This window comes from Streptomyces sp. NPDC038200, assembly GCF_055600785.1.
The window spans coordinates 545,184-565,410 of the sequence record NZ_JBVJYH010000002.1; the positions used below are offsets into that span (position 1 = coordinate 545,184).

Here is a 20,227-nt window from a genome sequence, read left to right on the forward strand (position 1 = left end):
TCGTACTGGACTACTTTTAACACATGGACTTACTTTTTTTCAGCCCCCTACGGGGAAGTAGTACCCTGAAGCCATGGCGGCGGAGCAGAATCACGACAGCGCGGCGTGCAAGCGGGTGGACGACGGCATCACCCGTGTCTTCCAGCTGCTCGGCAAGCGCTGGAGCGGCCCGATCGTGGCCGTCCTGGTGGAGCAGCCCACGTACTTCGCCGACCTCCGGCGCGCCATCCCCGGCATCAGCGAACGCATGCTGTCCGACCGGCTCGCCGAACTCGGGTCGGCCGGCCTCGTCCTGCGCGAGGTCGACGAAGGCCCTCCGCTGCGGGTCTCCTACCGGCTGACCGACGCCGGCGCGGCCCTGGAGCCCGCGCTCCGCGAGCTGGCGGAGTGGGCGAAGTCCCATCTGCCGGAGGCGGCGTCGGCGTATCCCGAGACGTCCCTGGAGCGACCGACCGCTCCGGCCTAGCGGTGCCCGGGGGCCTTCCCCGTATTCCGGTCCGGTCAGTCGACCGGCCAGGTGTGCACCGGGGCGTTGAGATGCATGTAGTCGATGTACACCTGCGTCATCCGGCGCAGCGCCTCGTGCCGCCCGGTGTGCGTGGTGGCCTCCAGGTGATGGAACATCTCCTTCTGCCACACCGCTCCGTTGCGCGCCGTCACACAGCGCTGCTCGATCACGCCGAGCAGCGGCTCCCGCCACGCCTCGTCCATGCCGGAGAGTTCCAGGCCGCGGTGCGCGAGGGGCAGCAGCCGCCGCAGCACCAGCTCCGGTACCGGCACCTCGCCCATCCCGGGCCAGTACAGTCGCGCGTCGATGCCGTGCCGGGCGGCGGTGTGCAGATTGTCCTCGGCCGCCGAGAAGGACATCCGCGACCACACCGGCCGGTCCTCCTCCACCAGGGCCCGGGTGAGCCCGTAGTAGAAGGCCCCGTTGGCGAGGGTGTCGGCCACGGTCGGGCCGGCGGGCAGCACCCGGTTCTCCACCCGGATGTGCGGCCGGTCGTTGGCGACGGCGTACACCGGCCGGTTCCAGCGGTAGATCGTGCCGTTGTGCAGGGTGAGTTCGGACAGTTCCGGGACGTCGCCGCGGTGCAGCGTCTCCGCCGGGTCCTGCTCGTCGCACAGCGGGAGGAGCGCCGGGAAGTAACGGAGGTTCTCCTCGAACAGATCGAAGACGCTGTTGATCCACCGCTCCCCGAACCACACCCGGGGACGTACCCCCTGCACCTTGATCTCCTCCGGGCGGGTGTCGGTGGCCTGCTCGAACAGCGGGATCCGGGTCTCGTGCCACAGCTCCTTGCCGAACAGGAAGGGGGAGTTGGCCGCGAGCGCGACCTGGACGCCGGCGATCGCCTGCGCCGCGTTCCAGTAACCGGCGAACTCCTCCGGAGACACCTGTAGATGGAACTGCGTGCTGGTGCACGCGGCCTCGGGCGTGATCGTGTCCGCGTACGTGCGCAGCCGGTCGGGCCCGTCTATCTCGATGCACAGATCCTCGCCGCGGGCCGCGAAGACCTGGTCGTTGAGCATCCGGTAGCGGGGGTTCTCCGACAATGCCCCCTCGCCGATCTCCTCCTGCCGCAGGGTGGGGAGGATGCCCACGATGATCAGGCGGGTGCCCACCGACCGGGCCCGCTCGTCGGCGTGGTTGAGCGCGGACCGGATCTCCGACTCCCAGGAGTCCGGCCCACCCGCAGTCAGCCGCCGCGGCGGCACGTTGATCTCCAGGTTGAACCGGCCCAGCTCGGTGGACCAGGAGGGATCGGAGATCGCCTCCAGCACATCGCTGTTGCGCATCGCCGGCTCGGCGTCGTCGTCCACGAGGTTCAGTTCTATTTCCAGGCCGACCTGTGGCCGCTCCGACTCGAACCGTGCCTCGCGCAGCATCTGCGCGAGCGAGTCCAGGCACTCCTGCATCTTTATCCGGTACCGGCGGCGGTCCTCGCGGGTGAAGACGAGCGCCGGGACGTCACGCCCCATCGGCCCTCCAGGGTCCCCTCGTCGGACACCTCTGACTCCAGCGTCGCATCATCGCGCGATGCCCACCAAGCGGATGCCCGGCCGAGCCCGCACTCGCCCCGCCCCCGCGCGGTGACCGGGTGGTCCCGCGCGGCGGCAGCGGGGCAGCGGGGCGCGTGACCATGTCACCGGTGCCCGCCGGTCCACGATCAAGAGGGTCGACGCCGATGGCCCGCCGTGCCGGGCGACGCGACGGGCCGGGCGGTCAGGCGGTCTTGCGGGCCACCGCGCCGTAGAAGCCGATCTCCTCGGACCGGGGCGGCGGCGGGGTGTCCGGGCGCCAGAAAGGGACCTGGGCCAGGCCGGGTTCGACCAGGTCGAAGCCGACGAAGAACCGTTCGATCTCGGAGCGGGTGCGCAGGTTCAGGGAGGCGGTCGCCTTGGTGTAGACGGCCTGGGCGGCGCTGCGGTCGGCGAAGTCGCCGGTGGCGTGCGAGAGCACCAGGTAGCTGCCGGGCGGCAGCGCGTCGCGCAGGGCGGCGACGATCTCGGCGGGCCGGTCCGCGTCGGTGAGGAAGTGCAGGATGGCGACGAGGAGCAGGGCGACCGGCTGCTCGAAATCGATGAGCTGGCGGACGTCGGGGTGGTCCAGGACGGACTGCGGATCGCGCAGGTCGCCGAGGATGATGCGGGTCGTGCCGGACCGGCTGAGCAGGGCGTTGCCGTGCGCGGCGACGATCGGGTCGTTGTCGACGTAGGCCACGCGGACGTCCGCCGCCACCGACTGGGCGACCTCGTGCACGTTCGGCGAGGTGGGCAGTCCGGTGCCGATGTCCAGGATCTGGCGGACCCCGCTGCCGACCACGTGGCGTACGGCGCGCTGCAGGAACGCGCGGTTGGCGCGTACCCCGATCCGCGCCTCGGGCGCCGCGGAGGCGAGTTCGTCGCCCGCCCGCTGGTCCACCTCGTAGTTGTCCTTGCCGCCCAGCAGATAGTCGTAGATCCGCGCGGGGTGCGGTCTGCTGGTGTCGATGCTCACGGCCTCGAAGCCGTCCTGTGTCACGCTGAGCTCCTCTCCACGGCCGTCACGGCCTCGGCCCGTACCGGCCGGGCACAGCTTCCCACATCAACTTCTGCGATCGTGCGGGGAGTTCCCGCAGGCTGCCGGCCGAGCAGGAGGACGGTCGCGCGAGGCCGTCGGGGGTGGCATGGGCCGGGCGGTGGCACGGGCCAGGCCGTGGCACGGGGCGGGAGGGGCGTACGGCGTGGGCTGCGGCTCGGGGGTGGTGGCCTGTGCCGGGGGTGTGGGCCGGTGGTGGCCAGTACGACGGGTGCGGCGTGGGCCCGTGGGAGTGGCTCACCCGGCCGGACCCCTTCGGATGGCCCGCGCGTCCCGGGCGTCGGAGGGTCTGAACAGGATCGGTGGTTCGGTACGCCCGCCGAGGCCGTGGCCCCCAAGGACCGGCACGCCGCCTCGACCTTCCGAGCGGCGGCGGGCCGACCGGCAGGGGCGGGGAACGGTGAATCCATGCGCTCGGGCCGTTCCCCGCCCCGTTGCACCGCCGCGCGACGGAGAGGTGCCGCCGCTCACCCGTCGTGCGGGGCGGAGGAGCCGGCGTCCGGGTCCGGGTCCGGGCGCCGCGTCGCGGGCGGGCGCCAGCCGCCGGTGACCTCCTGGGTGGGCTTGTGCGGGAAACGGCGCTCGGCGTAGCGCTGCGCCGCGGAGCCGGGCAGCACGTAGAGGGTCTCCGTCTTCTCCCGCAGGGGGCGCAGGACCGTGTCCAGGTAATGCCTGCGGTCGTCGAGATACGGCCCGAGGACGTCCTCCCCGGCGGGGCACACGGCCAGGCAGTAGCCGGACTTGTAGCTGGGCTTGAAGGCGAGGCTCTGCCACATGGAGGCGTTCTCCGGGTCGGAGACCCGCTCGCGGAAGTCGGCGGCGTCCTCGCTGTCGGCCACGGTCTGCGCCCAGTCGGTGAACCCGCTCATGAACTCCCGGTAGTTGTGGGTCGTACAGGCCAGGGGGTCGAACGCCCCGTCCTTGCCGATGGCGCCCACCGGGCAGGCGGCGACGCACAGCTTGCAGTCCACGCACGGGTTGTAGTCCAGCGCCTGCCCGTACGCGCTCACCGGGGCGTCCACCAGGACCGTGGCCAGCAGGACGAAGCTGCCGAACCTGGGGTGGATGACGTTGCGGTGCAGGCCCATCACGCCCAGCCCGGCGGCCACGGCCACGGTCTTGTGGGCCACCACCCAGATCCGGCCCGGGAAGCGCTCCATCTCCTGGGGAAACCCCGCCGACGGGTTGAGCGCGCGATGGCCGGCGTCCTGCAGGGCCCGGGACACCGTTCGCGCGGCGGCGTTGACCTGTTCGTCGGTCTGGTGGAACTCCTGGTTGGCCACGCTGCGGGCGGGCGAGCGCGTGTTGTCGCGGTTCATCCGCACCATGAGCGAGATCAGCGACCGGGCTCCGGGGAGGGCGGCCAGGACGTGCTCGCGCTCCCCGGCGAGGTCGGGATGGTCCAGGCTCACGGCCGCGGCGTCGTCCGCGCCGGCCTCCAGGCAGAGGTCGCGCAGCCAGTCCGCGTCGATCACCTCAGGCGGGCCCGCCGGGGCGTCCGCCCGCCGGGCCAGCACGGCCCGCACGGAGCGGTGGGCGGCCAGTCCGGCGGGGAGCTTGCGGCGCCCTGTGCCCCCGGTGGTGTCCTGCTCGCTCATCCTGACCCTTCCAGCTGGGTTGGAATTTCAAACTCACTATGCCGGGCGGTGGCCGCCGGGGCAAGGGGTGACTTCGCCGGGGGGTGGCCGACTCGCCCCTGCTTGCGCTTGCCGTTGGAAACCGATCGGTTTACGGTGAGGGAAACCGATCGGTTTCCCTTCTGGAGATGGTCATGACGTCGATCAAGAACTCTGTCGCGCTGGTCACCGGCGGCAGCCGGGGTCTGGGCAAGGCGCTCGTGGAGGAGCTGTACGCGCGCGGTGCCGCCAAGGTCTATGCCACCGCCCGCGACCCGCGCAGCGTGACGCACCCCGACGCCGTGCCCCTCGGCCTGGAGGTGACCGACCCCCGTTCCGTGGAGGCCGCGGCGGCGCAGGCCCGGGACGTCACCGTCCTGGTCAACAACGCGGGCATCTCGCTCGGCCTGACCTCCTTCCTCGACGCCCCGGTCGACGACGTGCGCCGGGAGTTCGAGACGAACTTCTACGGACCGCTGCTGGTCACCCGGGCCTTCGCGCCGATCATCGAGCGCAACGGCGGCGGACATCTGCTGAACGTCCACTCCGTGCTCTCCTGGGTCGGCATCGCCGGTTCCTACAGCGCCACCAAGGCGGCCCTGTGGTCCCAGACCAACTCGTTGCGGCTGGAGCTGGGCCCGCGGGGCATCGGGGTGACCGGACTGCACGTCGGCTACATCGACACCGACATGGTGGCGGACGTCGACGCTCCCAAGTCCACCCCCGAGGGCGTCGCCGCGCTCGCGCTGGAGGGTGTCGAGGCCGGGGCGTACGAGGTCCTGGCGGACGACCTGAGCCGACAGGTCAAGGCGGGGCTCTCCGCAGACCTGGCGGCGCTGTACCCGCAGTTGGCGGCCTAGCTCCGGACGCGCTCCGCAGTCCGCGGCCTGGCTCCGGACGCGCTCGGCAGCCGTCGGCCTGGCTCCGGTCGCGTCGTCCGAGATGCCGGTGTCCGAGACGTCGGCGTCCGAGACGTCGGTGCCCGAGACGTCGGTGTCCGACACGTCGGTGAGCAGACGGCCCGGTCGTCCGTGACGCCTTCCCGACGCGGATCGGGCAGGGCGCCTTTGTCGAGCCGGTCGGGCCACGGCGCCTTCATGGAGCCGGTCGAGCCACGGCGCCTTCATGGAGCCGGTCCGGTCACGACGTCTTCATGGGGCCGGCCGTGCTGCGTGCGCCCGCACCGCGCGGCCGGAAAACGGTGTGCGCCGGTGCGGGCGTCCGCGTTACCGTGACGGCATGTCCACGCCCCGAATTTCCTAGCTGAGGACCCGCTTCCACGCCAGAAGTGTGTCCTCTTGCTTTTTCGGAGCGTTTTCCCATGATCACCGTACGTGATGCCGAGCTGCGCGCGGGTGCCCGCCTCCTGCTCTCCGGTGTCTCCTTCACCGTCTCGCCCGGGGACCGCATCGGCCTCGTGGGCCGCAACGGCGCCGGCAAAACCACCCTGATGACAGCCCTCGCCGGGCACTCCAGGCCCGCCGCCGGCGACGTCGCCCGCACCGGGCCGGTCGGCTTCCTCGCGCAGGACTCGCGCGCCGCCGACCCCGCCGTGACGGTCACCGACCGGATCCTGTCCGCCCGGGGCCTCGACAGCGCCCTGCGCGCGCTGCGGAAGGCCGAGGCGGCGATGGCCGACGCGGCCGACGCGGCGGCGCTGGAGCGTGCGATGCGCGCCTACGCCCGCGCCGAGACCGCGTTCCAGGCGGGCGGCGGATACGCCGCCGAGGCCGAGGCGGCCCGGGTCGCGGCCGGACTCGGCCTGCCCGAACGGGTGCTGGGCGACCCGGTCGGGACCCTGTCCGGCGGGCAGAAGCGCCGCGTCGAACTCGCCCGCATCCTGTTCGCGGGCACCGACCGCACCCTGCTGCTGGACGAGCCGACCAACCACCTCGACGCCGACTCGCTCGCCTGGCTGCGCACCTTCCTCCAGGCCCACCAGGGCGGTCTCGTGATCATCAGCCATGACACCGCCCTGCTCGCCGACGTCGTCAACCGCGTCTTCCACCTGGACGCCACCAGGGCGACCATCGACATCCACAACACGGGCTGGCGGACGTACCTGAGCCGGCGCGAAGCGGACGAGCGGCGCCGCACCCGGGAGCGGGCGAGCGCCGAACGCAAGGCCGCCGCCCTGCACGCACAGGCCGACCGGATGAAGGCCCGCTCCGCCACCGCCACCATGGCCCGGAGCATGGTCCGGCGCGCCGACCGGATGCTGTCCGAACTGGAGCCGACGCGGCGCACCGAGAAGACCGCGTGGATCCGGCTGCCCGAGCCCGCCCCCTGTGGGCGGACACCGCTCGGCGCGATCGGTCTCGCGAAGTCCTACGGTGGTCACCGCGTCCTCGACGGGGTGGACCTGGCGGTGGACCGGGGCAGCCGGCTGGTCGTGCTCGGCCTCAACGGCGCCGGCAAGACCACCCTGCTGCGCGTCCTCGCCGGCGCCGAACGGCCCGACACGGGGCGCGTGGTGCACGGTCACGGGCTGCGGCTGGGCTACTTCGCCCAGGAACACGACACGCTCGACACCGGGCGTACGGTCCTGGAGAACATGGCCCTCGCCGCACCGCACCTGAGCCCGGGCGAGGCACGGCGCGTGCTGGGCGCGTTCCTGTTCACGGGCGACGATGCCGACAAACCCGCCGGCGTGCTCTCGGGCGGGGAGAAGACCCGGCTGGCGCTGGCGGGACTGGTGCACTCCGGCGCCAACGTGCTGCTGCTGGACGAGCCGACCAACAACCTCGACCCGGCCTCGCGTGACGAGGTGCTGGCCGCGGTCGGCTCGTATCCCGGCGCGATCGTGATGGTCACCCATGACGACGGCGCCATCGACGCCCTGCGCCCGGACCGGGTCCTCCTCCTGCCGGACGCGGACGAGGACCTGTGGCACGAGGACTACCGCGACCTGGTCACCCTCGCCTGACGGCCCCTTCGGCGGCCTCGCCGCCGCGGTTCCGGTGCCACACCGGCTGCCCACGGGGCGTTGTCAGTGGGTGCCCTTACGGTGAGGAGCAGTTGAGGACCTGCGGGAACGGCCACGGGTCCACCTGGGGAGGGGTCTGCCATGTCCACGGCGTCCGCGGTGTCGACGACGTATCTGGAGCTGTCGCAGGAGGGCGGCGGCGCTCACAAGTTCTACGAGGTGACCGTCGACGGCCCGGTGGTGACGGTGCGGTACGGCCGGATCGGCGCCGGTGGGCAGACGCAGACCACGACGTTCCCCACCGTGGAGAAGGCGCGGGCCGCCGCCGCGAAGAAGGTGGGCGAGAAGGTCCGCAAGGGATACGCCCCGGCGGTTCAGGGCGGCCGAGCCCCCCGCGCGGTGACCCGCCGTCAGGTCAGCTCCGCTCCCTCCACCGCCCGCGCCGTGGCACCGGTGCTGTGGCGGTTCCGCACCGGCTCCGCCGCGTTCGGCATCCATGTGGACGACGAGCGCTGCTGGGTCGGCAACCAGTCCGGTGATGTCTACACCCTGGACCACGAGGGCGCCGTCCTGGCCCACTTCAGCCTGCCGGACGGGGTGAAGTGTCTGGTCGCCGACGACTTCTGGATCTACGCGGGCTGCGACGACGGCAAGGTCTACGACCTCTCCGCCAAAATCCCCTTCGCCGCCTACGACATCGCCGCCGACGTCGACATCTTCTGGTTGGACATCCACGAGGGAATCCTGGACGTCTCGGACCGGGACGGCCGGCTCACCGTCATCGACCACGAGGACGAGCACCAGTGGTCCCGCCGCAGCCAGGGCGAGCACGCCTGGATGGTCCGCGCCGACGACCGGGCGGTCTACCACGGTCACCACCGGGGTGTCACCGCCTACGCCCCCGACGGCGGCGGCGAACTGTGGCACACGCCCACCAAGGGCGGCGTGCTGTTCGGCTGGCAGGAGCAGGACGCGGTGTACGCGGGCACCGCGCACCGCGTGGTCCAGCGGCTGTCGAAGGCCGGCGGGGCCGTCGAGGCGACATACGCGTGCGACAGCGCGGTGTACTCGTGCGCCACCTCACCCGGCGGCCGGTTCGTCTTCGCCGGGGACGCGGCCTCGTCCGTGTACTGCTTCGACCGCGACGGCACCCGGCTGTGGAAGCTCGGCACGGGCGGCGGCTCGGCGCTCTCCATGCAGTACCGCGACGAGCGGCTGTACCTGGTCACCACCGACGGTTCGCTGGTGTGCGTCGACGCGAGCGAGGCGGCCGTCGCCGCGGCCCAGCAGGGCTCGGTGCCGGCGGTGCGGGACGTCAAGCTCGCCGCCGCCCTGCCGACGTACGCTCCGGCCACCGCCGCGGCCGCGGTGGCCACCGTCGCCCAGGCGCCCGCCGGAGCGGTGGTGGTCGAGTGCGTCCAGACGGCCGGCCGGCTCCGGGTGCACGTGATCTCCGACGGCTACGACTCCTCCTGGAACGTCCAGTTCCCGCGCGCGATACGGGAACCCGGGGCGCGGTACGTCGTCGACGCCCTGCACCCGGCGGCGGGCGGCTTCTACCGTGTCCGCGGCGACATCCGGCGCCTGCTCTGACACCGCCCGCCCCGGACCGACGCGACGAGCGGGCGGCCGGCGCGCAGGCCGCCCGCCCCGCGCGTCCGCCGCACCGTCAGGAGTGCGCGGTCGCCGGCCTCGCCAGCATCTCCCGCGCCGCGGCGAGCACCTCGGCGCGGTCCTCGGGGACCAGGCCGATGCGGGTGCGGCGGTCCAGAAGATCCGACTCGTCCAGGGCGCCCTCGTGCCGGACCGCCCAGAGGAGTTCGGCCCGGGTGACGGGATGCCCGGGCAGCACCGGCTCGGCCAGGGCCGGGTCCTGGGCCGCGAGAGCGTGCACCGCCACGGCCTCGGTGCCGTACCGGCGGATCAGGCGGCGGGGCGCGGGCAGCGCGCGCAGCCGTTCGGGGGCGGCGGCGCCGACCAGCGGCAGCCCGGCGGTGGGGGAGGGGCCCGTGCGCAGCCCCCGGGCCGCGGCCACGGCGTCCACCGCGTCCTGTGCCATCCGCCGGTAGGTCGTGAGCTTGCCGCCGACGATCGTGGTGACACCCTCGGGAGAGGTCAGAACGGCGTGCCGGCGCGAGATGTCGGAGGTGCGGGGCCCGCCGCCCGCGGCGTCGTGCCCGGAGGTGTCCAGCAGCGGGCGCAGCCCGGCGAAGGCACCGACGACCTCGTCCCGGGTCACGGGGACGTCGAGGGCCGAGCCGAGCACGTCCAGCAGGAAGCCGATGTCGGTCTCGGGGACCTCCGGCACGTCCGGGATGCCACCGTCGACCGGCTCGTCGGTGAGGCCGACGTAGACCCGGCCGTCGCCCTGGGGCAGGACCAGGACGAAGCGGTTGGTCTCCCCGGGGATCGGGATGTGCAGGCCGGCCGGCAGGGTGCCGAGCCGCTCCGAGCGCAGCACCAGGTGGGTGCCGCGGGACGGGCGGATCCGGATGCCGTCGGCGAGGCCGCCCGCCCACACACCGGTGGCGTTGATCACGGCGCGCGCCCTGATCTCGCCCTCCTCCCCGGTGAGTTCGTCCCGGATCAGGGCGCCCGTCCCGGTCAGCCGCAGCGCCCGCACCCGGGTCAGCACCCGGGCGCCGTGCGCGGCGGCGGTCCGGGCCAGGGCGGTCACCAGGCGGGCGTCGTCGGTGACCTTGCCGTCCCAGGACAGCAGCCCGCCGCGCAGCCCGGACGCGCGGACCGAGGGCGCCAGGTGCCGGGCCTCCGTCGCCGACAGCCGGCGCGGCGCCGGCAGGACCTGCCGCGGGGTGCGGGCGGCCAGCCGCAGCATGTCCCCGGCCCGGAACCCGGCCCACGCCAGCGAGGCCTGGGCCCGGGACACCAGGGGGGTCAGCGGCAGCACGAACGGCTGGGCGGCCACCAGATGGGGGGCCGTACGGGTCATCAGCACCCCGCGTTCGACCGCGCTCTCGTGAGCGACGTCGAACTGCGCGGAGGCCAGGTAGCGCAGCCCCCCGTGGATGAGCTTCGAACTCCAGCGGGAGGTGCCGAAGGCCAGGTCGTGGGCGTCCACCGCGACGACGTCCAGTCCGCGGGCCGCCGCGTCCAGCGCGGCCCCGGCACCGGTGGCGCCGAGCCCGACGACCAGGACGTCGGCCACCCGGCCGCCCGTGGCCTCGGCCAGTTCCCGGCCGCGCCGGTGTGCGCTGAGGGACGAGCCGGGCGCGGCCTCGGTGTGGCTCATGGCGTCAGGGTCCTCTCCAGAAGGGTGCGCAGCTCACCGAGGAACGCGGGGGAGTCCAGCTCCGGATCGTCCTCGTCGGTCATCGTGCGCAGGGACAGGGTGAAGGACTGCACGGTCAACAGCAGGGCGCGTGCCTGCCGTTCGGTGTGGCCGGGTCGTACGGACCCGTCCGCGTGGCCCTCGCGCAGCGCGTCGCCCAGCAGCGCCAGCAGCGCCTCCTGACTCGCGCCGCGCCGGTCGAGCACGTACGGCAGGAGCAGTTCCGGATCGACGTCGACGATCTTCCGGAAGAGGGGATGCGCCCGGAACGCCTCGACCCCGGCCACCAGACCGGTCACGATCCGGGAGCGCGTGCTGGTGCCGGGCGCGGGCTGCGGTATGGCCCCGGTGGCCACGGCGATCCACTCCCGGGTCATCAGATCACCCACGAGGGTCCGCAGGTCGGGCCAGCGCCGGTACAGCGTCATGCGGGAGACGCCGGCACGGCGTGCCACGTCGGCGAGGGTGGTGCGCCGTACCCCGACGGCCAGTACACAGTCGCGTACCGCGTCGAGCACGTGATCGTTGTCCGAACCGTTGTGACGAATAGGCGTCATGTGTCACAGTGTAACGCCCCGGGGGCCGGGCGGAAGCGGCCCGGCCCCCGGGACGGCAGCCGAGCCGCCTGAACCGAGCACACCGACCTGTGAGGACGACCGTTCAATGGACATGCTGTGGAACGGCTGGGGCGACCCGGCCAAGGCGGCACCGCTGCCCGAGACGGTGACCGGACTGCTGCGCGACCTGCTCGGCGTGAAGCCGCGCAGCGCACCCGCGCCCGCCCTGGCGGACATCCGCCCGCCCGCCACCACGGCCGCCCCCGCCGCCCTCGAGGCGCTCGCCGAAGCCGTCGGCGGCGAGGACCACGTCCGTACGGACGCGGAGAGCCGCATCCGCCACACCCGTGGCAAGTCCACCCCCGACCTGCTGCGCATCCGCGCCGCCGACGTCACCGACGTCCCGCAGGCCGTCGTCCTGCCCGCCGGCCACGACGAGGTCCTCGCCGTCCTGCGTGCCTGCGCCGCGCACGGCCTGGCCGTCGTCCCGTTCGGCGGCGGCACGTCGGTGGTGGGCGGACTCGCCCCGCAGCGCAGCGCGTTCGTCGCCCTGGACCTGCGCCGCATGAACGGCCTGCTGGAACTCGACCCCGTCTCCCGCACCGCCGTGCTCCAGCCCGGGCTGCGTGCCCCCGAGGCCGAGGCCCTGCTCGCCGAACAGGGCTTCACCCTCGGCCACTTCCCGCAGTCCTTCGAATGGGCCACCATCGGCGGGTTCGCCGCCGCCCGCTCCAGCGGACAGGCGTCCGCCGGATACGGCCGCTTCGACGAGATGGTCCTCGGCCTCACCCTCGCCACGCCCGAGGGCACCATCGAGACCGGCCGGGCCCCCCGCTCCGCCGCCGGCCCCGACCTGCGCCAGCTCGTCCTGGGCTCCGAGGGCGCCTTCGGGGTCATCACCTCCGTCACCGTACGGATCCGACCCCTGCCCGAGGTGCGGGTGTACGAGGGCTGGCGGTTCGCCTCCTTCGAGGAGGGTGCCGCAGCGCTGCGCCGGCTCGCCCAGGACGGTCCCCGGCCGACCGTGCTGCGCCTGTCCGACGAGACCGAGACGCTCATCGGCCTCGCCCAGCCCGACGCGATCGGCGCCGACCCGGTGCAGGGCGGCGCGGGATGCCTGGCGATCACCGGCTACGAGGGGACGGCCGAGGACACCGCGTACCGCCGCGAGCGGGCGGCTGCCGTCCTGACGGCCTGCGGCGGCACCCCGGCCGGCGCGGAACCCGGCGAACGCTGGGCACACGGCCGCTACTCCGCGCCCTACCTGCGCGACGCCCTGCTGGACGTGGGCGCCTTCGCCGAGACGCTGGAGACCGCGGCGTTCTGGTCCCGCATCCCCGATCTGTACACGGCGGTCCGCACCGCCCTGACGGACACCCTCACCCAGGCCGGCACCCCGCCCCTGGTGATGTGTCACATCTCCCACGTGTACGAGAACGGCGCCTCGCTGTACTTCACCGTCGTCAGCGCCCAGGGCGAGGACCCGGTGGCCCACTGGACGCCCGCCAAGCAAGCCGCCAACGAGGCCGTGCTGGCCGCCGGCGGCACCATCTCCCACCATCACGGGGTCGGCACCGACCACCGCGACTGGTACGTCCGCGAGGCCGGCCCGCTCGGCGTCTCCGCCCTGCGTGCCGTCAAGCGCCGCCTGGACCCCGAGGGGCTGCTCAACCCCGGCGTCCTCCTGCCCACCGACTGACCCACCCCACCCGACCGCCTGCCCCGGAGGCACTCCGATGCGCCAGTTCACCGCCGTCGTCAACCCCACCGCGGGTGGCTCGACCGGGGCGGCGACCCTGCTCCGGCTGGCCCGGCTGCTCCGCGCGGCCGGTGCCGAGCTGGAGACCGAGTACAGCCACAGCCTCGCCCACGCCCAGGACATCGCCCGCAAGGCCGGCGAACGCGGCCGGATCGTCCTGGCCGTGGGCGGCGACGGGATCGCGGGCGGCGTCGGCGGCGCGCTCAGCGGCACCGGCACCGTCCTGGGCCTGGTGCCCGCCGGCCGCGGCAACGACTTCGCCCGCGCACTGCGCCTGCCCGACGACCCCGACGCGCTCGCGGACATCCTGCTGCACGCCGAGCCCCGGCCCGTCGACACCATCGAGGTCGAATCGGCCGTCCACCCGCGCACGGTGGTCCTGGGCAGCGTGTACGCCGGAGTCGACGCGGAGGCCAATCGGCACGCCAACAACGCCCGGCTGCTGCGCGGCGCCGCCTCCTACTACGCGGGCGGCCTGCGTGCCGTCACCACCTGGCGGGCGGCCGACTACCGCGTCACCGTCGACGGCGAGGAACACGCCCACCGCGGCTACACCGTCGTCGCGGCCAACTCGCCCTACTACGGCTCCGGCCGGCTCATCGCCCCCGACGCGCGCGTCGACGACGGGCTGCTGGACGTCGTGATGATCCGCGACGCCCCGCGCCGGCTCTTCTTCACCCTGATGAACGAACTGAAGACCGGCGCCCACGTCCGCCGTCCCGAGGTGCGCGTCCTGCGGGGCAGGGAACTGCGCATCGAGGCCGACCGCCCGGTCCCCTACGGCGCCGACGGCGAGGTGGACGCCACCCTGCCGGTCACGCTCCGGGTACGGCCCGGCGACCTGCCGGTGCTGTACTGACCGTGCGCCTCCCCGCTCGTGGAGCGCGGGCGGGTGTGCCAAGCTCGGAACATGACTCCCGCGAACACGACGGGCGCTGACGGCACCACCGTGTACTACGGCAACCCGGACGCTCCCCATGTGCTCCAGGTGTTCCTCGAACTGCGCGACCGGGCGAGCCGGCGTATGGCCGAGAGCCTGCTCGGCACCCTGCGCCAGGGTGCCGACGACGGCACGTTCGTGCTCAGGTTCCACTTCGCGGCGGCGCTGGACGACACCGTCGGCGGCAGCGGTTCACGGCGGGCGCTGGGCGCCCTCGGCGCGGCGAGCGACGTGGGGCAGAAGCAGTTCATCGAGTATCTGGCGGTGCTCTTCGCCGAGCAGCCGTTCCCGCCGGACGACGACCGGTTCTCCGACGCCGCGGTGCTGCTGACGCTGGCCGGCCGGGTCGACGGACTGCGCTCCGCGGAGTTCGACCGGAAGGTCGCGGACGGCACCTACCTGACCTGGGCCGGGGAATCGGTGGGCACCTTCGGCTCCTTCGGTCTCGTGGGCACACCGGTCGTCCGCTACGACGACACCGTCGTCCCCGTCGTGCACCCCGAGGGAGGCCCCGCCCTCACCCCGCAGGAGTTCCTGGCCCAGCTCCGCGGGTAGCGGCACCCCGCCGTCGCGTACGGTGCATCACCTGGTCGCCCCTGGGTAGGCAAGAGGTGCCTGGGGAGGGGTGAGGGGACGGATGACGCTGGAGCAGGCCGAGGGTGTGGTGCGGGCGGTCGTCGTGTACGACGGGCGGCTGCTGCTGGTGCGGGAGGCAGACGGCTGGGGGCTGCCCTCGGGCACCCCGGAACCCGCGGAGACGGCCCGGGCCACCGCGGCGCGTGTCGTCTACGAGGGCACCGGCTACCTCGTCGACGGCACCGAGCCGCTGGAGCCGGGCGACGGCGCGGGGGTGACTGCCGTGGTGTGCCAGCTGCTGAGCGAGGAACCTTCGGCCGGGGGCCGCCGCCCGCCGGAGCAACTGCGCTGGGCATCGCTGTCGGAGACCGCCGGTATATCCCTGCCGGGCACCGTGCGCACCTATCTCCAGGGGCACACGCCCGTGTGAACCGAAGCCGAACCGGCCGCCACGCCGAGCACCGACTCGACGGCCCGAGCACCGACTCGACAGCCTGCGCACCGACTCGGCATGCCCGTGCACCGACTCGGACGGCCCGTGCACCGACTCGGCAGGCCCGGGCGTCGCGGGGAACAGTCCCGGGCCGGCGCCGGCGTCCACTTGCCGCGGGAACCCAAGCGCCCCGTCTGGACGACCGGATGCGGCGGACCGCCGACCTCGGCCGGTGCTCGCTCCGCCCACTCGACGGCCTCGGCGCACGCGGCCACCGCCCGCTCCACGGAGTCGACTGCCCCGGCCGCGCGTACCGGGGGTGTGGGCGACCGCCGAACGGGCACCGCCGGTGGCCACGACCTGCCGAGCGGCCGGAGCCGCGCGATGCTGGTGCGGTACGAGCCGGTCGAAGGAGGGCACCCCGCAGGCGCCCACTCAGGAGGCAGACGCACGTGTCCGAGCCGCAGCCCGTCGTCGTCCCGCCGGCCAGAGCCGCCGTGTTCCTCGTCGCCACGATCGACCCGGGGGGCGAGGAGCGGGTCCGGGACCTGCTGGAGGACGTCTCCGGTCTGCGCCGCTCGGTCGCCTTCCGGGAGCCCGCCGAGGAACTGAGCTGTGTCGTCGGTATCGGATCGTCGGCGTGGGACCGGCTGTTCAGCGGGCCCAGGCCCCGGGATCTGCACCCCTTCGTGGAGTTGACGGGCCCCCGCCACCGGGCCCCCGCTACCCCGGGCGACATCCTCTTCCACCTCCGCTCCCACCGCATGGACCTCTGCTTCGAGCTGGCCCGGGTGCTGGGCGAGCGGCTCGACGGCGCGGCCACGGTGGTCGACGAAGTGCACGGCTTCAAGTTCTTCGACGAGCGCGATCTGCTCGGTTTCGTGGACGGCAGCGAGAACCCCGAGGGGCGGCTCGCGGCCGACGCGGTGTTCATCGGGGACGAGGACCCGGATTTCACCGGCGGCAGCTATGTCGTCGTCCAGAAGTACCTGCACGACATGACGGCCTGGAACGCGCTGCCGGCCGAGAAACAGGAAGAGGTCATCGGACGTTCCAAGCAGTCCAATATCGAACTCCCCGACGAGGTGAAACCCGCGGATTCCCATGTCGCGCTCACCACCGTCACCGACGAGAACGGGAACGAACGCAAGATCGTACGGGAGAACATGCCGTTCGGCACTGTCGGGAAAGGGGAGTTCGGCACCTATTTCATCGGTTACGCCCGTACCCCGGACGTCACGGAGGAGATGCTGAGGAACATGTTCCTGGGCCGGGAGCCGGGGCAGCACGACCGGATTCTCGACTTCTCGGTGGCGGTCACGGGGTGTCTCTTCCACGTGCCGACGGTGACCTTTCTCGATGATCTCCCGCCGTCCGCCTCCGCTTGCGAGGCCGTCGGCACCGGGGTTGAGTGATGAGTGATTACTGACCTCTCGCGGATGCCCTTCGTGGATCGCTGCCCCCCTTGCGCGCCTGGAGCTGTCATGTCGATGTCGTTCGGTGCACCGTTCAGTTCGTCGGATCCTTTCAGCGAGATGCTGAATCGTTTCTTCGGAATGTCGCCGGCGTCGTCGCCTCCCGCGGTGCAGCGTGTACCCATCGGGCGTCTGCTGACGGAATCGTCGCAGCAGCTGCTCAATCTGGCCGCGCAGCGCGCGGTCGAGGACGGAACCTCCGACCTCGACACCGAACACCTCCTCTGGGCGGCCACCCGGGTCGACCCCTCGCGCCGGCTGCTCTCCCAGGTGGGCGTGGACCCCGACACGCTCGCCGCCGAGCTGGCCAAGGTCCTGCCGCGCGAGGCCGGAGAGCCCTCCGCGCAACCGGGACTCACTCCCGCGGCCAAACGCACCCTCGGCGCCGCCTACGCCCGCTCCCAGGCGGCCGGCGTGTCCTACATCGGCCCCGAGCACATCCTCGGCGCCCTGATCGGCGACAGCGACTCCGGCGCCGCCCGGATGCTGCAGGCCGAGGGCCTGGACACCAAGCGCCTGACGAACCTCGCCGAACAGACGGCGGCACGCCCCGAGGGAGCCTCCGCCGAGCGGAAGCAGCCGGCCACGACCCTGGACGAGTTCGGCCGCGACCTGACGGAGGAGGCGAAGGCCGGCCGGCTCGACCCGGTGGTCGGGCGGGCCGAGGAGATCGAGCAGACCGTCGAGATCCTCTCGCGGCGCTCCAAGAACAACCCCGTGCTGATCGGTGAACCCGGAGTCGGCAAGACCGCCATCGTGGAGGGGCTCGCCCAGCGCATCGTGGCGGGCGAGGTCCCCGACACCCTGAAGGGCAAGCGGGTCGTCTCGCTGGATCTGTCGGGCATGGTGGCGGGCGCCCAGTACCGGGGACAGTTCGAGGAGCGGCTGAAGAAGGTCATCGAGGACGTCCAGGCGGCCAGCGGCGACATCATCCTCTTCATCGACGAACTGCACACCGTCGTCGGGGCCGGTGCCACCGGCGAGGGCTCGATGGACGCGGGCAACATGCTCAAGCCCGCCCTCGCGCGCGGGGAGCTCCACGTGGTGGGCGCGACGACCATCGACGAGTACCGCAAGTACGTCGAGAAGGACGCCGCCCTGGAACGCCGCTTCCAACCGGTGATGGTCCCGGAGCCCACCGTCGAGGAGACCGTGCAGATCCTCGAAGGGCTGCGTGACTCCTACGAGGCGCACCACCAGGTCCGGTTCGACGACGCGGCGTTGGCGGCAGCCGCGGAGTTGTCCGACCGGTACATCAGCGACCGGTACCTGCCGGACAAGGCGATCGACGTGATGGACCAGGCCGGTGCCCGGGTGCGGCTGCGCGGTGCCGGACGGTCCACCGAGATCGTCAGCCGCGAGGACCGCATCGGCAAGCTGCGACGCGAACTCGAACAGGCCGTCTCCGCCGAGGACTTCGAGAAGGCCGCGGAACTGAAGCGCGAGATCGCCGAGGTGGAGGGGGAACTCGCCGGCATCGAGGAGCGCCGTGAGGGCGTCGTCTCCGTCACGGCGTCCGACATCGCCGACGTGGTCTCCCGCCGTACCGGCATCCCGGTCTCCCAGCTCACCGCCAGCGAGAAGGAGAAACTCCTCCGGCTGGAGGAGGAGATGCACGCGCGGATCGTCGGTCAGGACGAGGCGGTCACCGCGGTCTCCCAGGCCGTACGCCGCAACCGTGCCGGCATGGGCGACCCGAACCGCCCCGTGGGCTCCTTCCTCTTCCTCGGCCCCACCGGTGTCGGCAAGACCGAACTCGCCAAGACCCTCGCCGCGCTGCTGTTCGGCGGGGAGGACCGCATGATCCGCTTCGACATGAGCGAGTTCCAGGAGAAGCACACCGTCGCCCGGCTGGTGGGCGCGCCTCCCGGATACGTCGGTTACGAGGAGGCGGGCCAGCTCACCGAGAAGGTCCGCCGCCAGCCGTACAGCGTGGTCCTCTTCGACGAGGTGGAGAAGGCCCACCCGGACGTCTTCAACACGCTGCTGCAGATCCTGGACGACGGACGGCTGACCGACGCCCAGGGACGCACCGTCGACTTCCGGCACTGCGTCGTCATCATGACGTCCAACATCGGCGCGCATCGCATCCTGGACCACAAGGGCGATGTGTCCGAACTGAAGGACGAGTTGATGGACGACCTGCGCGGCCGGTTCCTGCCGGAGTTCCTCAACCGGATCGACGACATCATCATCTTCCACAGCCTGACCGAGGACGACCTGAGCCGGATCGTGGATCATCTGCTGGACCGGAGCAAGCGCCGGGTGCGCGCCCAGGGCATGGGCCTGGAGGTCACGGAGGCGGCCAAGAAGCTGCTCATCGCCCACGGCCACCAGCCGGAGTTCGGTGCCCGCCCGCTGCGCCGCACGATCCAGGCGGAGCTCGACAACCGCATCGCCACCCTGCTGCTGGGTGGGGAGGCCGAGCCCGGCGACACCATCGTCGCCGACGTGCAGCACGACTCGCTGCACCTCTTCGTACGGAAGAACGAGGCCGAGACATCGTCGGACGCAGGGGCGCCGGCCGGTTCCGGCACTCCGGAAGCGCCGAAGTAGCGGCGGCGGCCGGACGCCTGCCGTCACGACGACGCGGGCGCGCCGATCGACACCACGACCGCCGTCGTCGGTCCGTCCGGGGTGGAGTAGTGAACGGTCTCCCCGGACCGGCGGCCGAGCAGGGCGCGGCCGAGCGGGCTGTCGGACGTCACCAGGGTCTGGTCCAGCGCCTCGGCGACCTCACCGATCTGCAGTGTCTCCGTCGTGCCGTCGGAGAACCGGACGGTGACCGTGCTGCCGACGCCGACCACGTCGGTGGGGGCGGGACCGGCCGTTCCCGCCTGGCGCAGCCGTACGGTGATGTCCTCGATGCGCCGGTCCAGGCGCTCCAGCTGATCGGCACGCTGCAACTCGTCGGCCTGGTCGGCCTGGTCGCCCACCGAGGTGGTGTCCTGGAGCGTTCCGGCGACCAGCCGGCGCTCGTCCTGCAGGTCGGCCAGCTCCTGTTCCAGCGCGCGGCGGGCCTGGGGGCTGATCGGCTCCGGGTCACCGGTCATGGTGTCTGCTCCTCTGTGACGGGCGGGTGGCCGGGCGGGGGTGTGGTGTCCGGCAGCACGCGGCGTGGGACGGCTGGATGCTCTCACGGTTTGCGGTGGAGGGTAGGTAAATGCGGGGATAGGGTGCTTATGTTCATGTTCCTGGAGTCGCCTGTGCTCCGATCCCGGAGTCGCCCGCGCTCCGCCCGTGTCCCCGTGGAGGTCCCATGTCCTCGAAGCGCCGCCGGAAGAAGAAGTCGCGCCGCAAGCACGCCGCGAATCACGGGCGACGCCCGCAGTGCTGATCCGGATGCCGAAGGGCGGCGAGAGCCGTGAGTGCCTCCTCTGACGAGCAGGCCGGACCGGAGCCCCCGGCGGGGCCCACCCCCGACGGGGAGCCCCGGTGCCACCCGTACCCTCACCCGGCCGCCGGCTGGGGGGCCGCCTAGATGTATTGACCCGAAGCGTTGTTCACACGGCTGATCGGTGGGTGGCCGCCGAGTGCGGTGTGGCAGCGGTGGTGGTTGTAGGTGTGCAGAAAGTCT

General features: G+C 72.6%; 17 protein-coding genes and 1 pseudogene. 11 read left to right on the forward strand and 7 right to left on the reverse strand.

Going from position 1 to position 20,227, the window contains the following annotated elements; genetic code table 11:
- Positions 1 to 73: 73 nt before the first annotated feature.
- Entirely contained in the window at positions 74 to 466 is a 393-nt protein-coding gene (locus ACZ7KF_RS07435) for a winged helix-turn-helix transcriptional regulator (protein WP_471069991.1), read from the forward strand.
- 35 nt (positions 467 to 501) lie between these two features.
- Here the strand turns inward: ACZ7KF_RS07435 and ACZ7KF_RS07440 are convergent, their stop codons facing one another.
- The 3 genes from ACZ7KF_RS07440 to ACZ7KF_RS07450 all read right to left on the reverse strand — a co-directional run bounded on the left by ACZ7KF_RS07440 (position 502) and on the right by ACZ7KF_RS07450 (position 4,677).
- Positions 502 to 1,980: a glutamate-cysteine ligase family protein gene (locus tag ACZ7KF_RS07440; protein ID WP_471069992.1), complete on the reverse strand. Its 1,479-nt coding sequence runs from the start codon at positions 1,978 to 1,980 to the stop codon at positions 502 to 504.
- A 244-nt stretch (positions 1,981 to 2,224) separates the two neighbouring features.
- Positions 2,225 to 3,022: an SAM-dependent methyltransferase gene (locus tag ACZ7KF_RS07445; protein WP_471069993.1), complete on the reverse strand. Its 798-nt coding sequence runs from the start codon at positions 3,020 to 3,022 to the stop codon at positions 2,225 to 2,227.
- Positions 3,023 to 3,546: 524 nt separating this feature from the next.
- A complete protein-coding gene (locus ACZ7KF_RS07450; protein ID WP_471069994.1) occupies positions 3,547 to 4,677 on the reverse strand; it encodes a 4Fe-4S binding protein in 1,131 nt (376 codons plus the stop codon).
- Positions 4,678 to 4,850: 173 nt separating this feature from the next.
- On the opposite strand from ACZ7KF_RS07450, the gene ACZ7KF_RS07455 reads away from it, so the two are divergent.
- From ACZ7KF_RS07455 to ACZ7KF_RS07465, 3 genes are all read left to right on the forward strand, one after another.
- Positions 4,851 to 5,555, forward strand: a complete 705-nt coding sequence (locus ACZ7KF_RS07455) for an SDR family oxidoreductase (protein WP_471069995.1) — start codon at positions 4,851 to 4,853, stop codon at positions 5,553 to 5,555.
- 461 nt (positions 5,556 to 6,016) lie between these two features.
- A complete protein-coding gene (locus ACZ7KF_RS07460) occupies positions 6,017 to 7,621 on the forward strand; it encodes an ABC-F family ATP-binding cassette domain-containing protein (protein ID WP_471069996.1) in 1,605 nt (534 codons plus the stop codon).
- 141 nt (positions 7,622 to 7,762) lie between these two features.
- Positions 7,763 to 9,214 carry a WGR domain-containing protein gene (locus tag ACZ7KF_RS07465; protein WP_471069997.1) on the forward strand — a complete coding sequence of 484 codons (1,452 nt, stop codon included), beginning with the start codon at positions 7,763 to 7,765 and terminating at the stop codon, positions 9,212 to 9,214.
- A gap of 76 nt (positions 9,215 to 9,290) precedes the next feature.
- Here the strand turns inward: ACZ7KF_RS07465 and ACZ7KF_RS07470 are convergent, their stop codons facing one another.
- Together ACZ7KF_RS07470 and ACZ7KF_RS07475 are read right to left on the reverse strand one after the other, a co-directional pair.
- Complete coding sequence (locus tag ACZ7KF_RS07470) at positions 9,291 to 10,871, reverse strand: glycerol-3-phosphate dehydrogenase/oxidase (RefSeq protein WP_471069998.1); 1,581 nt, start codon at positions 10,869 to 10,871, stop codon at positions 9,291 to 9,293.
- Positions 10,868 to 11,467, reverse strand: coding sequence for a TetR/AcrR family transcriptional regulator (locus tag ACZ7KF_RS07475; protein WP_471069999.1), 600 nt, complete (start codon positions 11,465 to 11,467; stop codon positions 10,868 to 10,870). The genes ACZ7KF_RS07470 and ACZ7KF_RS07475 overlap by 4 nt, the downstream gene beginning before the upstream one ends.
- A gap of 106 nt (positions 11,468 to 11,573) precedes the next feature.
- On the opposite strand from ACZ7KF_RS07475, the gene ACZ7KF_RS07480 reads away from it, so the two are divergent.
- The 6 genes from ACZ7KF_RS07480 (at position 11,574) to ACZ7KF_RS07505 (ending at position 19,206) form a co-directional block, all read left to right on the forward strand.
- Positions 11,574 to 13,166, forward strand: a complete 1,593-nt coding sequence (locus tag ACZ7KF_RS07480) for an FAD-binding oxidoreductase (protein ID WP_471070000.1) — start codon at positions 11,574 to 11,576, stop codon at positions 13,164 to 13,166.
- Positions 13,167 to 13,203: 37 nt separating this feature from the next.
- Positions 13,204 to 14,085, forward strand: a complete 882-nt coding sequence (locus ACZ7KF_RS07485) for a YegS/Rv2252/BmrU family lipid kinase (protein WP_471070001.1) — start codon at positions 13,204 to 13,206, stop codon at positions 14,083 to 14,085.
- Positions 14,086 to 14,136: 51 nt separating this feature from the next.
- Positions 14,137 to 14,721 carry a thioredoxin domain-containing protein gene (locus tag ACZ7KF_RS07490; RefSeq protein ID WP_471070002.1) on the forward strand — a complete coding sequence of 195 codons (585 nt, stop codon included), beginning with the start codon at positions 14,137 to 14,139 and terminating at the stop codon, positions 14,719 to 14,721.
- Positions 14,722 to 14,803: 82 nt separating this feature from the next.
- Positions 14,804 to 15,172, forward strand: coding sequence for an NUDIX domain-containing protein (locus tag ACZ7KF_RS07495; RefSeq protein ID WP_471070003.1), 369 nt, complete (start codon positions 14,804 to 14,806; stop codon positions 15,170 to 15,172).
- A 455-nt stretch (positions 15,173 to 15,627) separates the two neighbouring features.
- Positions 15,628 to 16,590 carry a Dyp-type peroxidase gene (locus ACZ7KF_RS07500; RefSeq protein ID WP_471070004.1) on the forward strand — a complete coding sequence of 321 codons (963 nt, stop codon included), beginning with the start codon at positions 15,628 to 15,630 and terminating at the stop codon, positions 16,588 to 16,590.
- A 69-nt stretch (positions 16,591 to 16,659) separates the two neighbouring features.
- The gene (locus ACZ7KF_RS07505) at positions 16,660 to 19,206 is read left to right on the forward strand and encodes an ATP-dependent Clp protease ATP-binding subunit (RefSeq protein WP_471070005.1); all 2,547 of its coding nucleotides are present in this window, start codon (positions 16,660 to 16,662) and stop codon (positions 19,204 to 19,206) included.
- A 23-nt stretch (positions 19,207 to 19,229) separates the two neighbouring features.
- Here the strand turns inward: ACZ7KF_RS07505 and ACZ7KF_RS07510 are convergent, their stop codons facing one another.
- Positions 19,230 to 19,703, reverse strand: coding sequence for a GreA/GreB family elongation factor (locus ACZ7KF_RS07510; protein WP_471070006.1), 474 nt, complete (start codon positions 19,701 to 19,703; stop codon positions 19,230 to 19,232).
- 206 nt (positions 19,704 to 19,909) lie between these two features.
- Here ACZ7KF_RS07510 and ACZ7KF_RS07515 point away from each other — a divergent pair, with 206 nt between their 5' ends.
- The gene (locus ACZ7KF_RS07515; RefSeq protein ID WP_466330927.1) at positions 19,910 to 19,987 is read left to right on the forward strand and encodes a hypothetical protein; all 78 of its coding nucleotides are present in this window, start codon (positions 19,910 to 19,912) and stop codon (positions 19,985 to 19,987) included.
- A gap of 140 nt (positions 19,988 to 20,127) precedes the next feature.
- Here ACZ7KF_RS07515 and ACZ7KF_RS07520 read toward each other — a convergent pair.
- Positions 20,128 to 20,227: pseudogene (locus ACZ7KF_RS07520) on the reverse strand (IS481 family transposase); the annotation flags it as partial.

Bases quoted from the DNA above. Each gene is read 5' to 3' on its own strand.
- ACZ7KF_RS07455 (WP_471069995.1), top strand. From the start codon at position 4,851: ATGACGTCGATCAAGAACTCTGTCGCGCTGGTCACCGGCGGCAGCCGG.
- ACZ7KF_RS07465 (WP_471069997.1), top strand. From the start codon at position 7,763: ATGTCCACGGCGTCCGCGGTGTCGACGACGTATCTGGAGCTGTCGCAG.
- ACZ7KF_RS07515 (WP_466330927.1), top strand. From the start codon at position 19,910: ATGTCCTCGAAGCGCCGCCGGAAGAAGAAGTCGCGCCGCAAGCACGCC.
- ACZ7KF_RS07505 (WP_471070005.1), top strand. From the start codon at position 16,660: ATGTCGATGTCGTTCGGTGCACCGTTCAGTTCGTCGGATCCTTTCAGC.
- ACZ7KF_RS07460 (WP_471069996.1), top strand. From the start codon at position 6,017: ATGATCACCGTACGTGATGCCGAGCTGCGCGCGGGTGCCCGCCTCCTG.
- ACZ7KF_RS07450 (WP_471069994.1), bottom strand. From the start codon at position 4,677: ATGAGCGAGCAGGACACCACCGGGGGCACAGGGCGCCGCAAGCTCCCC.
- ACZ7KF_RS07440 (WP_471069992.1), bottom strand. From the start codon at position 1,980: ATGGGGCGTGACGTCCCGGCGCTCGTCTTCACCCGCGAGGACCGCCGC.
- ACZ7KF_RS07435 (WP_471069991.1), top strand. From the start codon at position 74: ATGGCGGCGGAGCAGAATCACGACAGCGCGGCGTGCAAGCGGGTGGAC.
- ACZ7KF_RS07485 (WP_471070001.1), top strand. From the start codon at position 13,204: ATGCGCCAGTTCACCGCCGTCGTCAACCCCACCGCGGGTGGCTCGACC.
- ACZ7KF_RS07470 (WP_471069998.1), bottom strand. From the start codon at position 10,871: ATGAGCCACACCGAGGCCGCGCCCGGCTCGTCCCTCAGCGCACACCGG.
- ACZ7KF_RS07480 (WP_471070000.1), top strand. From the start codon at position 11,574: ATGGACATGCTGTGGAACGGCTGGGGCGACCCGGCCAAGGCGGCACCG.
- ACZ7KF_RS07475 (WP_471069999.1), bottom strand. From the start codon at position 11,467: ATGACGCCTATTCGTCACAACGGTTCGGACAACGATCACGTGCTCGAC.
- ACZ7KF_RS07490 (WP_471070002.1), top strand. From the start codon at position 14,137: ATGACTCCCGCGAACACGACGGGCGCTGACGGCACCACCGTGTACTAC.
- ACZ7KF_RS07510 (WP_471070006.1), bottom strand. From the start codon at position 19,703: ATGACCGGTGACCCGGAGCCGATCAGCCCCCAGGCCCGCCGCGCGCTG.
- ACZ7KF_RS07495 (WP_471070003.1), top strand. From the start codon at position 14,804: ATGACGCTGGAGCAGGCCGAGGGTGTGGTGCGGGCGGTCGTCGTGTAC.